The sequence below is a fragment of the Phascolarctobacterium sp. ET69 genome, from assembly GCF_023336935.1.
GTDB classification, from domain to species: domain Bacteria; phylum Bacillota; class Negativicutes; order Acidaminococcales; family Acidaminococcaceae; genus Fusicatenibacter_A; species Fusicatenibacter_A intestinipullorum.
Map to the genome: position 1 here is coordinate 237,555 of NZ_JAMBLR010000002.1, position 15,805 is coordinate 253,359.

Sequence of the window (15,805 nt, forward strand, 5' to 3'; positions counted from 1 at the left end):
TTATGGATTTAGAACGTGCGCAAGCACTGGACGAAGCGCAGAAACTGCGCAGGGAAATACGCCATCACGAATTTTTATATTATGTACTGGATGCGCCGGAGATTACCGACGCCGAATATGACGCTTTAATGCGCCGTTTGCAGGAGCTTGAGCGCGCATATCCTGACGATGTGCCGCCCGATTCCCCTACGCGCAGGGTTGGCGGCAAGGTAAGCCCGGAGTTTACCGAAGTGCGCCATATGACGCCGCTGCTTTCTCTGGGCAACGCCTTCAGCGATGAAGAACTTGCTGCGTTTGACGCGCGCGTAAAAAGCGGCCTGCCCGAAGGCAGCGAGGTGGAATATGTTTTTGAACCGAAAATTGACGGCCTTGCCTGCAGCCTGATTTACGAAAACGGCCGCCTGGTACGTGCTGCAACCCGCGGCGACGGCGAAGTTGGCGAAAATGTAACCGCCAATGTGCGCACTATCCGTTCCATTCCGCTGACGCTGAACGTTAAGGAAGGCGAAGAAGTGCCGGAGCTTTTGGATGTACGCGGCGAAGTTTACATGCCCCGCCACGCTTTTATGAAGCTGAACGAGCAGCGCAGCGAAGCGGGCGAAAACGAATTCGCCAATCCGCGCAACGCGGCGGCGGGCAGCCTGCGCCAGCTTGACCCGAAAGTAACGGCAAGCCGCCAGCTGAGCTTTTTTGCCTACGGCGTGGGCGCAGGGCACAAGGATAAACATTCCGCCAGCCTTGCTATGCTGCACGATTACGGCTTTAAGGTAAGCGAAGGCTATGCCGTTGTAAAAAACATCAACGAAGCGATTGCCAAAATAAAGGATTTTGCCGCCAAACGCCAAAGCCTTGCCTATGATACGGACGGCGCGGTAATTAAGGTTAACGCCGTGTATCAGCAAAACATTTTAGGTGCAACCGGCAAAGACCCGCGCTGGGCCATTGCCTTTAAATTTCCGCCGGAACAGGCAGAAACAAAACTGGAGGACATCATTATTCAGGTTGGGCGCACGGGCGTGCTGACGCCGACGGCGGTGCTGACCCCTGTAAAACTTTCCGGAAGCACCATCAGCCGCGCAACGCTGCATAATGAGGACTTCATCCGCAGCAAGGATATCCGCATTGGCGACACGGTTGTTATTAATAAAGCCGGCGAAATTATACCGGAAGTGCTGCATGTGGTGAAGGAAAAACGCACCGGCGCGGAACAGGAATTTTTTATGCCCGCCGAATGCCCGGAATGCGGGTGGAAAACGGAACGCCTGAACGGTGAGGCGGCAATACGCTGCACTAATCCGCACTGCCCGGCGCTGGGGCGCGAAGGGCTGATTCACTTTGCTTCCAAAGGGGCAATGGATATCGACGGCTGCGGCCCGGCGGTTATCAACCAGCTGCTGGATAACGGGCTTATCAGCGACCCTGCCGACCTGTACCTTTTGGTTAAGCCGCAGCTTACGGCGCTGGAGCGCATGGGCGACAAATCGGCAGACAATCTTTTAAACGCCATTGCCGAAAGCAAAAAGCAGAACCTTGACAGGCTGCTGTTCGCGCTCGGCATCCGCCATGTGGGCGCAAAGGTGGCAAGGCTGCTTGCGCTGCACTTTGGCAGCATGGAAAAACTGATGGCGGCGGAAACGGACGAAATTGCCGCCATTGAAGATATTGGCCCGAAGATTGCCGAAAGCGTGGTAACGTATTTTGCTTCGCCGGTGAATATTGATTTGATTGAACGCCTGAAAGAGCTTGGCCTTAACATGGAAATGGAAGCGGCGGAGCTTGACACGGCGCATCCGTTTTACGGCAAAACCATGGTGTTTACCGGTACCATGCCAACGCTGGACCGCGCAACGGCGCAGACCATGGCGCAGCAGGTTGGCGCAAAGGTTACGGGCAGCGTAAGCAAAAAGACCGATTACGTTGTTGCCGGTGCGGAAGCAGGCAGCAAGCTGACGAAAGCGCAGCAGCTGGGCGTAACCGTTATCGACGAAGCAGAGTTCCTGCGCCTTTTGGGCGAGCACGGCGGTGAAGCCGGAAATGACGCGCGCCCAGAAAATGAAGCAGCAAAAGCGGAGCAGGGCGAAGAACAGAGTTTGTTTTAAAGCGGTGATATTATGAAGATATTTTATAAATTTTTAGCTGTTGCGGCAGTGCTTTTGTGCTTTGCAGGTACGGCGCTGGCGGCAGAAAAAGAAGTAAGCAGCATTGACGCTATCGATATGGGCGTTGCCGATACCGGCGAGACGCATTTTACCAACACCGATGCTGAGATTACCGAATGCACGCAGCCCTATACCGTGGCTGTGCTGCCGTATGTTGATGTATCCGGCCTTGAAGGGCGCAGCCGCGAAATGGCGGTGAACGCCGTTAAAGAAGCGCTGGAAACCAAATACCCCGGCAAAAAGAAAAGCGTTACAAAAATCATAGGCAATAACGCCGTGCAGAAGGCGCTTTTGGCGCATCCGTTTGAAAACGCCGAAGTGCCGACGCTTGAAGAACTTGTTGCCGTTGGCAAAGCCTGCGGTGCGGACAGGGTGCTGTTTATCAGCCTGCTGCCGGTGCGCGAAAAGGAAACCGGCTTTATGGTTATTGTAGGCTCGCAAACCTACAGCGCCGTGGTAACGATGAAATTAAAATGCGTTGATGTTAACGAAGAACGCTTTTTGTTTAACCAGAACGTGGAAAGCATCGGCTCGTCCAGCTCCATTAACTTCTGGAAAATCGGCGAACCGAGCCGAGCCAAAGCTGTTAAACGCGGCGTTGAGGACTGCATGCGCAACTTTTTAACGTCATTTGAATAAACAATCTGCCTCCGTAAAGGTTTTGCGGGGGCATTTTTGCTGTTTGGCAGCATTAAGCATTTATTTTACGCAATTTTATTTAGCTAAGGCTTACCAAAATACTGCACAAGACTGGTACTGTGTGGTATAATAAAACAGGTTATTGATAAAATTCATCATAAATTTTTTAGGAGGCGTACTAATGAAGGTAACAGTAAAAGATGTTGAACACATCGCCGGGCTTTCCCGTTTAACGATTCCGGAAAGCGAAATGGAAAAATTTACCGAACAGTTTAACCAAATCCTCAATTATGCCGATATTCTGGAAAAGATTGATACGGAAGGCATTGAGCCGACCCCGTACGTACTGCCGATAAGCAACGCATTCCGCGAGGATGTTGTAAAACCGGGCGTATCCCATGAGGACGCGCTGAAAAACGCGCCTGCCGTATACAACGACGGCTTTAAAGTACCGCGCGTAATCGAATAACAGAAGGAGGAACAACTGTGGATTTATATAAATTAACAGCCCACGAACTGCATGACAAGCTGGTTAAAAAAGAAATCAGCTCCGTGGAGCTTACCGAAAACGTATACAGCCGCATTGACGAAGTTGAAGATAAAGTACAGGCTTATGTAACTTTAGATAAAGAAAACGCACTGGCACAGGCTGCCAAGGTTGATGCCAAAATTGCCGCAGGCGAAGAAATCGCTCCGCTGGCAGGCATTCCCGGTGCAATTAAAGACAATATCTGCACAAAAGGCCTTTTAACCACCTGCTCCAGCAAAATGCTGGCTAATGTTGTGCCTATTTATGATGCGCACGTTATCAGCAAACTGCGTGCGGATGACGCCATTTTTACCGGCAAAACCAATATGGACGAATTTGCAATGGGCTCTACCACCGAAAGCTCTTACTTCCATAAAACCTATAATCCGTGGAATCTTGACCGCGTGCCGGGCGGTTCTTCCGGCGGCAGCGCAGCTGCTATTGCCGCAGGCGAGGCAATCTGGAGCCTGGGCTCCGATACCGGCGGTTCCATCCGCCAGCCGGCTTCTTTTAACGGCTGCGTTGGCATTAAACCGACTTACGGCCGCGTAAGCCGTTACGGCTGCGTTGCGTTTGCGTCCTCTCTTGACCAGATTGGGCCTATTACCCGCGACGTTACCGACGCTGCAACCGTTTTGAACTGCATCTGCGGCAAGGATGAACACGATTCCACCTCCCTGCCGGTTGATGTGCCCGACTTTACCAAAGCGCTGCGCGCCGACGTTAAAGGCCTGCGTATCGGCCTGCCGAAAGAATACTACGGCGAAGGCGTTGACGCCAAAGTTAAAGCCGAAATTGAAAAAGCCGTTAAAAAATACGAAGAACTCGGCGCTGAAATTGTTGATGTTTCGCTGCCGCATACCGAATATGCAGTAATTACTTACTATATCATTGCTCCGGCAGAAGCAAGCGCCAACCTTGCACGTTATGACGGCGTGCGCTACGGCTTCCGCGCTGCCAACGCCACCAGCGCTCCGGAAATGACAAGGCTGAGCCGTACCGAAGGTTTTGGCCCTGAAGTACGCCGCCGTATTATGCTTGGCACTTACGTTTTAAGCAGCGGTTACTATGACGCTTACTACAAAAAAGCAATGCAGGTACGTACCCTTATTCGCCGCGACTTTAATGAAGCGTTTGAAAAATGCGACGTGCTGCTGACTCCGACTTCTCCGGTTGTTGCTTATCCGGTTGACGGCAAAATGGACCCGCTTTCCATTTACATGCTGGACGTAACCACCATTCCCGTAAACATGGCAGGCCTGCCGGGTATTTCCATTCCGTGCGGCTTTGCAGACGGTATGCCTGTCGGCATGCAGCTTATCGGCAAAGTTCTGGACGAAGAAACCGTGCTGCGCGCAGCCTACACCTTTGAACAGGCTACTGACTTCCATAAAGCAATGGCACCGCTGGGAGGTAACAAATAATGAAAAACTATATTACAGTTATCGGCCTTGAAGTACATGCCGAATTAAAAACCAAAACCAAAGCCTTCTGCTCCTGCTCCACCGAGTTCGGCAGCACGCCTAACACCCATGTTTGCCCCGTGTGCCTCGGCATGCCTGGCGCATTGCCGGTGCTGAACAAACAGGTTGTTGAATTTGCCATCCGTACGGGCCTTGCACTGGGCTGCGAAATTCAGAAATTCAATAAATTTGACCGTAAAAACTACTTTTACCCCGACCTTGCCAAAAATTATCAGATTTCTCAGTTTGACCAGCCGGTTTGCCTCGGCGGCCATATTGACATTGAAGTTGACGGTGTGCCCAAACGCCTTGGCATTACCCGCATTCACATGGAAGAAGACGCAGGCAAACTGAACCACAGCGGCGCTACCATCAGCACTTCCGATTTTTCTTCCGTAGACTACAACCGTGCCGGCGTACCGCTTCTGGAAATCGTTTCCGAACCGGATATGCGCAGCGCCGAAGAAGCACGCGCTTATATGGAACAGCTGAAAGCAGTTTTGGAATACATTGACGTTTGCGACTGCAAAATGCAGGAAGGCAGCCTGCGCTGCGACGCCAACATTTCCATCATGCCGGAAGGCGCCAAAGAATTCGGTACCCGCGCCGAAATTAAAAACCTTAACTCCTTCCGCGCACTGGTACGCGCTATTGAATATGAAGTTGAACGCCAGAAAGCAATTCTTGAGGACGGCGGCCATGTAGTACAGGAAACCCGCACATGGGACGAAGCCAACGGCGTAACCCTTTCCATGCGCAGCAAGGAAGAAGCACACGACTATCGTTACTTCCCTGAACCTGACCTTGTACCGGTTGAAATTGACGACGCATGGATTGAACGCGTACGCGGCGAACTGCCGGAACTGCCGGCACAGCGTTTGCAGCGCCTTGTTGAAAAACACGGCCTACCGAAATATGACGCTTCCTTAATCGTTGCTACCAAAGCCATGGCAGATTACTTTGACGCTGCCTGCGCAAACAGCAAGGATGACAAAGGTGTATCCAACTGGCTGCTGGGCGATGTTTCCGCATATCTTAATGCTGAAAACATTACCATTGAACAGTTCCCGGTTAAACCGGAAAACCTTGGCGAACTGGTAACTTTAACCAAAGACGGCGTACTGAGCAGCAAGCTTGCTAAAAAAGTATTTGCCGAAATGCTGAAAAACAGCGATAAAACCCCGAAACAGCTTGTTAAAGAGCTTGGCCTTGAACAGGTTAGCGACGAAGGCGCCATTGCCGCTATCGTTGACGAAGTGCTGGCAGAAAATCCGCAGTCCGTTGCCGACTACAAAGCAGGCAAAGATAAAGCCATCGGCTTCCTTGTTGGTCAGGTAATGAAAAAATCCCGCGGCAAAGCTAACCCGGGCATGGTTAACAAACTGCTGAAAGAAAAAATGCAGTAAGGAGCGCACATGAAACGCGATTTTGAATTTGACGGCAGCGGCTTCGGTTATCTGTGGCTTTGCATATGGACAACCGTGCTGACCGTTATTACCTGCGGTTTGTTCTTTCCGTGGGCATACAGCGCGCAGCAGCGCTGGATTTGCAGCAACACCTACGTTAACGGCAGGCAGCTGCGCTTTGAAGGAACAGGTTTTGGCTTTTTCTTTCAGTGGCTGCTGATTATGGTGCTGACAACCATTACCTTCGGCATTTACATTCCGTGGGGCTATTGCCAGTTTAAACGCTGGGAAACCCGCAACACCGTATTTGCGGACTGAAAACTAAAAAGTTATAACAAATATAAAAACGGCAGGCGTAAAAGCCTGCCGTTTTTGCGTACGGGTGTTATTTTATTGTAAGTCCATGGCGTATTCCAGTTCCTTAATTTTTGCGCGTTCGCATTCGTCAGTATAAGGCTGTATGCTATGCGTCAGTGGTTTTGTTAACTACCTTGCGTGTAGGCCTTTTAAAAGGTGCTGGTCGAGCAGGGTTAAAATAAAGACGGATTTTACCGGCAAAAAATATTTAAAATACAAAAGAATAAAATTGTAAATTTTGCCGGTAATATGTTATACTTTAAATATAGTTAATTGAGTTGGGAGGCGGGAAAATGCAGTATCTTTCGGCAGCAGAAGCGGCAAAAAAATGGAAAATTTCCGAGCGCAGCGTTCGTAATTACTGTGCTAAAGGGCGAGTAGAAGGCGCGGTTTTAAACGGCAAAACGTGGCAGATTCCCGCGGATGCGGAAAAGCCTCAGCGCAGCAACACTAAAACTGCAAAGCCGCAAACCTTGCTTGAAATTTTGCAGCGCGAAAAAGCTAATAAATACAGCGGCGGCATTTACCATAAAACGCAGATTGAAATGACGTATAATTCCAATCATATTGAAGGAAGCCGTTTAACGCATGACCAGACCCGCTATATTTTTGAAACCAATACTATAGGTGTAACGGGCGAAGCGGTTAATGTAGATGATGTTATTGAAACAGCCAATCATTTCCGCTGTATTGATTTAATTATTGATAAAGCCAAAGCAGTGCTTACGGAAAAATTTATAAAAGAACTGCACCTTATTTTAAAAAACGGCACCAGTGATGCGCGGCAGGATTGGTTTGCCGTTGGCGCCTACAAAAAAATGCCTAACGAAGTAGGCGGCATGGCTACAACATTGCCGGAAGATGTTGCTGCTGAAATGCAGGCGCTGCTGGCGGCGTATAGTGCCAAAAAAGTAAAAACGCTGGAAGATATTTTGGATTTTCACGTACGGTTTGAAAGGATACATCCGTTTCAGGATGGCAACGGCCGCGTCGGCAGGCTAATTATGTTTAAGGAATGCTTAAAATACGGCATTGTTCCGTTTATCATTGAAGATAATTTAAAAATGTTTTATTACCGTGGTTTAAAGGAATGGGGCAGGGAAAAAGGTTATCTTACCGATACCTGCCTTACAGCGCAGGACAGGTATAAAGCCTATCTTGATTATTTCAGAATTAAATATTGATTTTATCGGCAAATACAAAACGGCAGCAAGGTTTGAGCCTTACTGCCGTTTTTGCGTGCTTGCGTTTATTAAGCTGTCAGTTTTTCAAATACGGAAACTACGTGTTTGGGCTGCTGCGGTTTAAGCGCCGGTAAAAAATTCTGCCCGGCAGGATTAACGCCTGCGGCGGCGAATTTAATTAGTATAGCAAATTAAAGGAGGATAGCCATGCGTAAATTTATTAAAGACTATCTGGCAAAAGAGTACGATAACTATGTGAAGGATTTGGAAGCGCTGACCAATATCGACAGCGGTAACGGCGATTTGGAAGGCACCACGGAAGCCAATAAATTTGTAGCCGCCAAAATGGAGGCGCTGGGGGCGGAGACGGAGTTCCGTTATAACGACCGCGCCTGCCATTTAATTTCGCGCCTTAAGGGCAAGGGCACGCAGACTGTGCTTTTGGTTGCGCATGTTGACACCGTGTTTAAACGCGGCGAAGCTGCCAAACGCCCCTTCCGCGTGGATGAAAACGGCTTTGCCTGGGGACCGGGCGTAGGCGACGACAAAGCAACGGTTATGGAAGTTATTTACGGCCTTGCGGCTTTAAAAGAAGCAGGCTTTGACGATTATAAAGAAATTATTTATTACACCAACGCCGAAGAAGAAGGCGGCAGCCCGACTGCCGAAGGCATTGTGGCAGAGCTTTCGCAGCAGGCAGATTTTGCCGTTATTATGGACGTTGCGCGCCCGAACTGGGGCATTGTAACCCAGCGTAAAGGCAACGCGAAATACAAAATTACCGTTACCGGCAAAGGCGGGCACCACGGCAACGCTTCGCAGTGCTGCGCCAACGCCATTCACCAGCTGGCTTACACCATTACCGAGCTGCATAAGCTGGCAAGCCCCATGCCCGGCAAACCGGAAGATTTTACCGCCAAAGCACTGGAAGCACGCGGTATTGTGGACAGCGGTCAGTTCATTCCGCCCAACACCGTTAACGTGGGCGTTATCGGCAGCACCAACGATAAAATCAGCGTTATCCCCGGCGACGCTTACTGCGAAGTAAACGTGCGCTGCTTTGAAGTGGCTGAGCAGAAACGTTTGGACGCAGCCATTAAAGCACTGGCAGATAAAATCGTTATCGACGGCACTAAAGTAGAAGTTACCGGCGGCATTGTAACCGGCCCGATGGAAAAAACTCCTGCCGTGCAGAAAATGATTGATGTATACAGCAGCGTTGTTGCCGAAGAATTCGGCGGCAAGGTGAACGAATGGGTGGCAGGCGGCTTAACGGACGGCAACCGCACCGCTAAATTCATTCCGACTTTGGACGCTTTGGGCGTAGAAAACTATGACGAGCATACCGACCACGAATCGGTAGATTTAAAAACCGCCGTACCGCGCACCGCGGCGTTTGCCATTACCCTGGCAGAACTTTTAAAAACCGGCGTTAAATAAAATTAAGGCAATTTAGAACCAAAATAAAAACGAGGTTAAGCGTCAGGCTTAGCCTCGTTTTAACATATAACCGTTTTGTGCGGCATATTAAGTTTTAATTTTTGTTTGACGCTATTTCCACAATTTTTTCGGCGGCTTCTTTTACAAGTACGCCGATGGATTTATTTTCCACGCCGATAAATTCAAAGTGGCTTTGCGATACCGGCAAAAGCAGTTTACGCGCTCGGCTTGAAGCAACCGCCTCTGCCATACGCGGAGTTACTTCGCCAAGCATGGCGTTTGGCAGTACAATGCCGATGGGGCCGACGATAATATCCGCCGTCTGTGCCGTTACGCACACCGCATTTTCGCCGGTGGCCACACGTTTAAGCCCTGCTTTAAGCATTGCCGCAGTGGCAAGCGCGTTGGTGCCAAGCCCGATAAGTTCCGTATCCGCCGGAAGGCGCCCTGCTGCCTGGCTGATAACCTGTGCAACAAGCCCGCCGCCCATGCCGTCTATAAAAACAATGCGCATAAAAACCTCCTGTAAACACCTTAAAACAAAATAAAACCCTGTTTATTATAACATAAATCCGTTTTGCCAAAAAGAACAGTATTTTTTACATTCGTTTTAAAGCGGCGTAAATTTTTTGTTAACTTTGCAATTTATCTGCCCGCGCAGTTGAATTTATGATGATTTTACTGCATAATAAAAATAGAGTTTGGCACTGAAAGGAGTGTTTACAATAGAAAATTTAGATGAAATCAGAAACAAAAAAGGCTTTATATGCGATATGGATGGTGTTATTTACCACGGCAACAGGCTGCTGCCCGGCGTTAAGGAGTTTGTGGAATGGCTGTACAAGGAAGACAAAAAGTTTTTGTTTTTAACCAATTCCAGCGACCGTTCGCCGCGCGATTTGCAGCAGAAATTACAGCGCATGGGGCTTGATATTGACGAAACCCATTTTTACACCAGCGCACAGGCTACGGCGCGTTTTTTAAACAGCCAGTCGCCAGGATGCAGCGCTTACGTTATGGGCGAAGCTGGTTTGATGAACGCTTTGTATGAAGTTGGCATTACCATGAATGATTCTACGCCGGATTACGTTGTTATCGGCGAGCCTAAATCTTATAATTACGAGATGATTATTAAAGCCGTTAAGCTGATTCAAAACGGGGCAAAACTTGTTGCAACCAATTCCGATTTGACCGGCCCTACGGAAAACGGCATTATTCCGGCCTGCCGCGCTTTTGTTGCGCCGATTGAACTGGCAACGGGCAAAAGCGCCTACTTTGTTGGCAAGCCGAACCCGCTGATGATGCGCACCGGTCTGCGCCTTTTGGGTGTGCACAGCGACGAAGCTGCCATGATTGGCGACCGCATGGACACCGATATTGTTGCCGGTATGGAAAGCGGACTGGAAACGGTGCTGGTGCTCAGCGGCGTAACCACGCGCGAAAACATGCAGGTGTTTGCTTACCGTCCGCGCCATATTTTAAACGGCGTCGGCGATATTGTACCGAAAGAATAACGCGTTCTAGTACTGCAAAAGCAATAAACGAAAAAGTAAATAACTCAACCTAAACAACAGCCCTTCCGTGCCTTTATGGTGCGGAAGGGCTGGTTTGCGTGTTTATACACTGAGATTCTTGATAAAACTGGTTTATTTTTGTTTTATTAAAACAAAGTTTGATGTCTGATTACAAATATCGTATTCAAATTTTAAATTAGAAAGTTCTTCTTTGTTAATTATGAGATAACTATTCTTATTTTTTATAAAAGCATCAATACCGCCATGTTCGCCTATCATATCTCCATAAAGTTCAATGGCTAAAAAACTGCTTTGAGGCCAATTGCCTTTAGTTTTTTTATCCCAGAAATATACAGTTTTCATATTATATTTTTCGTTTCTGCTTAACAAAACTTGGATATGATCTGCTGGAACATTATCTGTATGCACCTTTGCTATCATTTTAATATTTTTAAAAGAAAAAATTGAGATACAACATATAACAATTATTAATAAAGCAGTTCTTATCTTTGGTAACATTAATACCTTATTATATAATAAACTAAATCCATAACCAGCTAAAATACACATTAAAGGGTAAGTACCCCAAACATACCATGGAAATTTAGATTTAACAATGGAAAATAATATAAATGGAATTAAAATAGCGATTATGCACGGTTTTAAGTTTATTTTTTTGATATCATATTTTTTACAAAGAATTATAAAACTCATTAGAAAAGGAAAAATAACAAAAGCAAATTTACTATTAAAAAATTGTCTTACGTAAAATAATGGCCCGCCGACATGCCCTTCAATAGTTTTAGTGCTTCTTGCTATTACATCATAAAAAATCATTTGTTCTAAAAATTTAGGCCCATCGGCTATATATCGTGAAACAGCCCATATTGCAATAGGCGTAACAGCAAAAATAAAACAAGTTAATATTTCTTTTATAGTAAGTTTTTTTATAAAACTACTTCCAAAAATAACAATAAAAATGCATACAACAAATATTCCTGCATGAGTTGCTTTAGCCAAAAAACTTAAAGCACAACAGAAGCATGCTAAATATAGAAATTTTTTATTTTTCTCTATCATACATAAACTTAATGTAGCTATGACATAAAGCATTATGAAAAAGCTATCTGCATCGCCATACCTAACATAATGCGAACCATAAAATGTTTTCCAAGCGACAAAAGCATATAAAGTAAAAATAGCAGAAAGTTTTCCTAAATACTTTTTAGAAAAAGAAAAACAGATAATAACAGTAATGAGGTGAGATAACGCCGAATAAATTCTTAAACCTAAAGTGTTAAAACCAAAAATTTTATAACCTAATATGATTAACCATTCGCTTAAAGGCGGTTTTAAATTCCAATAATCATTTTTATAGCCATAAGTGGTTATAAGCCAATTATCATTTTTCAGGAGTTCATAAGCATTAACGCCGTGCCGCGCTTCATCCCAATCTTTTATAGAACTTACATCAAGTTTATAGAATGTTAAAAAGATAATGAGTAAAAAGCCAATTATACTTAGGACTTTAAATAATATTGGTTTATTATTTTCAATAAAATATTTCATTTTAACAAAATCTCCAATATATTATTTGTGCCCAGTTCTATCGCTGATAATATATCTTGGACGGCTTTTTACTTCCATATAGGTTTTACCAACATATTCTCCAATCATCCCTAAACAAATTAATTGGATACCGCCCATAAAGCAAACAATACAAATGGTGCTTGCCCAACCTGCTACAGTACGTCCGCTGAATTCAGATAATACTGCCCATAAAGCGCCTATAAAACTTAATATTGATACTACAAGTCCTAATGCTGTAATAATTCTTAATGGTTTTATGCTTAAACTGGTAATGCCGTCAATAGCTAAACTTAACATTTTTGACAATGGATAATGGCTTTCGCCGGCAATACGTTCAAATCTTTCAAAATAAACATTAGTATGCTTAAAACCTACCAATGGAATTAGTCCGCGGAGAAATAAATTTACTTCTTTAAAATTTGCAAATTCTTGTAATACTTTAGACGAAAGTAATCTATAATCAGCATGATTAAATACGACATCCGCTCCCATAAATTTTAAAAATTTATAAAATGATTCCGCTGTGAAACGTTTAAAAAATGTATCTGAAGTTCTTTTTTCTCTAACGCCATATACAACGTCAAAATTATGATTAGTATATGCGTCTATCATTTTATCCATGGCATTAATATCGTCTTGACCATCACAATCGATTGAAATGGTTATATCACATATGTCCTTAGCTTCCATTAATCCTGCCAAAACACTGTTTTGATGACCACGATTCCTGCTCTGACAAATACCCATATAATGTTCGTCTTTATGAGATAATTCTTTGATAATATCCCATGTTTTATCACTGCTGCCATCATTAATAAACAAAATTCTGCTTTTTGGAGAAATTTTATTATCATTAATTAACTGATTTAGTTTAGCTAAAAATTTTGGGGCTGTAATAGGTAATACTTCTTGTTCATTGTAGCAAGGGATAATTATATATAATATAGGGTTATTTTCAGAAAACACTTAATTTCACCTCAATATCTAATTTCAAGGAGAAAAAACTACCTGACTAAAAAGTGTACTTTTTGTATTTAGCATTACTGTTTTATTATATCATCAAAAACTTTATTTTCAAGATTTCAACAGTGCTTAAAAGTCCCTAAAATCTGTTTGCTACAAAGTACAAATTTCTGCAAAAAAACACTTCTGCAAGAATATTGTACTTTTTATTGTTTTAGGTGTCATTCCGGCAATTTTAAATTAAGGCTGATTACCATACGATATTTGCTGAAAGCAAAATAAAAAAGCTCTCTCTAAAACGGGAGCTTTCAGTTTGTCAGCAAAGTAGCCAAACGGCGGTTTTGTTGTTATCATAGATATTGATGAAAATGTTAGCAAAAGAAAAATCCGAAAGAAACCTTTTAAAATTTGTAAATATAGAAAATTTAGTACCACAAAACCATATCTTACGGAAAATAGGCAACGCAATAAACTTCAGCGAAATCTACCCAATAGTAAATGAACTCTATTGCAACGACAACGACAGGACGAGCATCGCCCCTGTAGTCCTCTTTAAAATCGTGCTCATCCATCACATTTATGGCATGCCTTCGCTGCGCCGCACACTCAAAAGATATACCAAAGAATTTCTGAAAGAGATAAATGAAATAAAGTAAGACTAAAACAAAAAGCCATTTGATGGTAACAGCGGCAGGGAAAAAGAAACCTTTGTATTAACTGCAGATCTGGAAAGTGGCATTTCCCATAAAGGTAAACACAAGAAATGCTTTGCTTACGAAGCACATACAGCGTGCAGTATGTATAACTTTATACTGACAGCAGAAGTAACAACAGGCATAAAAACTTGCCGTTTTTGTACGTTAGGGCAGTAATGATTTATACATTGAATAAAAGGTAAACATTATTTTATTTACAAGCGGAGTGAAAAAATGTAAGCTTTATACTGTAAATTTTTAAAATAAAGTTTTCATTGAAGCTTGTCCATCTAATAGTATATAATGGAACTATATACCGGATAACTACCGGATTATTAGTTATAAAGGAGCATTGTTTTGATGGAACTGAAAACACCTCTTTATGATTGCCATGTTGCGGCCGGTGGTAAAATTGTGCCTTTTGCAGGGTATCTCCTGCCGGTGCAGTATACGGGCGTTATTAAGGAACATATGGCAGTACGCACTGCCTGCGGGCTTTTTGACGTATCGCACATGGGCGAATTTTTAATTAAAGGCGCTGATGCGCTTAACAATGTGCAGAATTTGTTCTGCAACGATTTTGAAAATATGTATGACGGACAGGTACGTTACAGCCCGATGTGCAACGAGCGCGGCGGCATTGTTGACGATGTTTTGATTTATAAAGTAAACGGCGAAGAATATCTTTTGGTTGTTAACGCCGCTAACCGCCATAAGGATGCGGAGTGGGTCAAGGCGCATCTTTTTGGCAGCGCTTCTTTTGAAGATATTTCCGATTCCGTTGCCCAGCTGGCACTTCAGGGGCCGAAATCCAAGGAAATTGCGGCTAAAATTGTACCGGAAGACGGCATACCCAAAAAATATTACAGCTTTGTAAAAGATGTGGACGTGCAGGGCATTAAGTGCATTGTTTCGCGTACCGGCTATACCGGCGAATTTGGCTACGAGTTTTACTGCGCTGCCGCAGACGGCCCGAAGCTGTGGGATATTTTGCTGGAAGCAGGCAAAGAGTTTGGCCTTATTCCCTGCGGCCTTGGCGCGCGCGACACTCTGCGCCTGGAAGCTGCCATGCCTCTTTACGGGCATGAACTGACCGACGATATTACCCCGCTGGAAGCAGGGCTGGACTTTTTCGTAAAACTCGGCAAAGACCGCTTTATCGGCATGGACGCCATTTTAGCCAAGGGTGACCCGAAGGTAATCCGCGTGGGCTTAAAAATTACCGGCCGCGGCATTGCGCGCGAGCACTGTGATGTTTACAGCGGCGAAGAAAAAATCGGCATTGTAACAAGCGGCACGCACTGCCCGTACCTTAACGCGCCCGTTGCCATGGCAATGGTGCCCGCTTCTTATTCCGAACCCGGCACCAAAGTGCAGGTGGATGTGCGCGGACGCAGAATTGACGCCGAAGTAGTACCCCTGCCGTTTTATAAACGCGCTTAAAATAAAATCAATTTAAGGAGGCTATTTATTATGAACATTCCTAACGACGTTTGCTACACCAAATCCCACGAGTGGGTAAAATTTGCCGAGGACGGCAGCGCAACGGTAGGCCTTACCGATTATGCACAGAACGAATTGGGCGACCTGGTTTTTGTTAACCTGCCCATGCCGGGCGATACCTTTGCCGCAGGCGATACTTTCGCCGATGTGGAATCCGTAAAAGCTGTATCTGACGTTTACAGCCCTGTTACCGGCACCGTTGCCGAAGTGAACGAAGAACTGGCCGACGCTCCGCAGACCATTAACGAAGCTCCTTATGATGCCTGGCTGGTACGTTTTGACGAAATTACCGATCAGGAAGATTTGCTGACTGCCGAAGAATACGAAGCATTTGTAAAAGAAGAACAAGCATAAAGGAGGGCG

Annotated in this window: 14 protein-coding genes; 11 read left to right on the forward strand and 3 right to left on the reverse strand. The window is 45.3% G+C overall.

Translation table 11 applies throughout. From position 1 onward, the window contains the following. Positions 1 to 2: 2 nt before the first annotated feature. The 8 genes from ligA (at position 3) to M3079_RS03995 (ending at position 9,177) form a co-directional block, all read left to right on the forward strand. Positions 3 to 2,099 carry an NAD-dependent DNA ligase LigA gene (gene ligA, locus M3079_RS03960; RefSeq protein ID WP_249077356.1) on the forward strand — a complete coding sequence of 699 codons (2,097 nt, stop codon included), beginning with the start codon at positions 3 to 5 and terminating at the stop codon, positions 2,097 to 2,099. A gap of 12 nt (positions 2,100 to 2,111) precedes the next feature. Continuing rightward, complete coding sequence (locus M3079_RS03965; RefSeq protein ID WP_249077357.1) at positions 2,112 to 2,798, forward strand: hypothetical protein; 687 nt, start codon at positions 2,112 to 2,114, stop codon at positions 2,796 to 2,798. 181 nt (positions 2,799 to 2,979) lie between these two features. Next, positions 2,980 to 3,267: an Asp-tRNA(Asn)/Glu-tRNA(Gln) amidotransferase subunit GatC gene (gatC, locus tag M3079_RS03970; protein ID WP_021715682.1), complete on the forward strand. Its 288-nt coding sequence runs from the start codon at positions 2,980 to 2,982 to the stop codon at positions 3,265 to 3,267. A gap of 17 nt (positions 3,268 to 3,284) precedes the next feature. Further along, positions 3,285 to 4,751: an Asp-tRNA(Asn)/Glu-tRNA(Gln) amidotransferase subunit GatA gene (gatA, locus tag M3079_RS03975; protein ID WP_249077358.1), complete on the forward strand. Its 1,467-nt coding sequence runs from the start codon at positions 3,285 to 3,287 to the stop codon at positions 4,749 to 4,751. Further along, positions 4,751 to 6,196, forward strand: a complete 1,446-nt coding sequence (gatB, locus tag M3079_RS03980; protein ID WP_021715684.1) for an Asp-tRNA(Asn)/Glu-tRNA(Gln) amidotransferase subunit GatB — start codon at positions 4,751 to 4,753, stop codon at positions 6,194 to 6,196. Before gatA ends, gatB begins: the two co-directional genes overlap by 1 nt. 9 nt (positions 6,197 to 6,205) lie before the next feature. After that, a complete protein-coding gene (locus tag M3079_RS03985) occupies positions 6,206 to 6,514 on the forward strand; it encodes a DUF898 family protein (RefSeq protein ID WP_021715685.1) in 309 nt (102 codons plus the stop codon). 332 nt (positions 6,515 to 6,846) lie between these two features. Continuing rightward, positions 6,847 to 7,737, forward strand: coding sequence for a Fic family protein (locus M3079_RS03990; protein ID WP_249077359.1), 891 nt, complete (start codon positions 6,847 to 6,849; stop codon positions 7,735 to 7,737). Between the two features lie 207 nt (positions 7,738 to 7,944). Beyond that, positions 7,945 to 9,177 carry a M20/M25/M40 family metallo-hydrolase gene (locus M3079_RS03995; protein ID WP_249077361.1) on the forward strand — a complete coding sequence of 411 codons (1,233 nt, stop codon included), beginning with the start codon at positions 7,945 to 7,947 and terminating at the stop codon, positions 9,175 to 9,177. A 94-nt stretch (positions 9,178 to 9,271) separates the two neighbouring features. Here the strand turns inward: M3079_RS03995 and M3079_RS04000 are convergent, their stop codons facing one another. Beyond that, on the reverse strand, positions 9,272 to 9,691 hold the full coding sequence (locus M3079_RS04000; protein ID WP_021715689.1) for a DUF3842 family protein: 420 nt from the start codon (positions 9,689 to 9,691) through the stop codon (positions 9,272 to 9,274). A 211-nt stretch (positions 9,692 to 9,902) separates the two neighbouring features. Between M3079_RS04000 and M3079_RS04005 the strand changes: the two genes are divergently transcribed. After that, on the forward strand, positions 9,903 to 10,691 hold the full coding sequence (locus tag M3079_RS04005) for an HAD-IIA family hydrolase (protein WP_044896729.1): 789 nt from the start codon (positions 9,903 to 9,905) through the stop codon (positions 10,689 to 10,691). 132 nt (positions 10,692 to 10,823) lie between these two features. Here the strand turns inward: M3079_RS04005 and M3079_RS04010 are convergent, their stop codons facing one another. Together M3079_RS04010 and M3079_RS04015 are read right to left on the reverse strand one after the other, a co-directional pair. Then, positions 10,824 to 12,260 (reverse strand): glycosyltransferase family 39 protein, encoded by a 1,437-nt coding sequence (locus M3079_RS04010; RefSeq protein WP_249077363.1) that lies wholly within the window; start codon positions 12,258 to 12,260, stop codon positions 10,824 to 10,826. A 21-nt stretch (positions 12,261 to 12,281) separates the two neighbouring features. Then, on the reverse strand, positions 12,282 to 13,247 hold the full coding sequence (locus M3079_RS04015) for a glycosyltransferase family 2 protein (protein ID WP_249077365.1): 966 nt from the start codon (positions 13,245 to 13,247) through the stop codon (positions 12,282 to 12,284). 1,052 nt (positions 13,248 to 14,299) lie between these two features. Here M3079_RS04015 and gcvT point away from each other — a divergent pair. After that, positions 14,300 to 15,382, forward strand: coding sequence for a glycine cleavage system aminomethyltransferase GcvT (gene gcvT, locus M3079_RS04020; protein WP_249077366.1), 1,083 nt, complete (start codon positions 14,300 to 14,302; stop codon positions 15,380 to 15,382). Between the two features lie 30 nt (positions 15,383 to 15,412). Beyond that, positions 15,413 to 15,796 (forward strand): glycine cleavage system protein GcvH, encoded by a 384-nt coding sequence (gcvH, locus tag M3079_RS04025; RefSeq protein ID WP_021715692.1) that lies wholly within the window; start codon positions 15,413 to 15,415, stop codon positions 15,794 to 15,796. Positions 15,797 to 15,805: the final 9 nt, after the last annotated feature.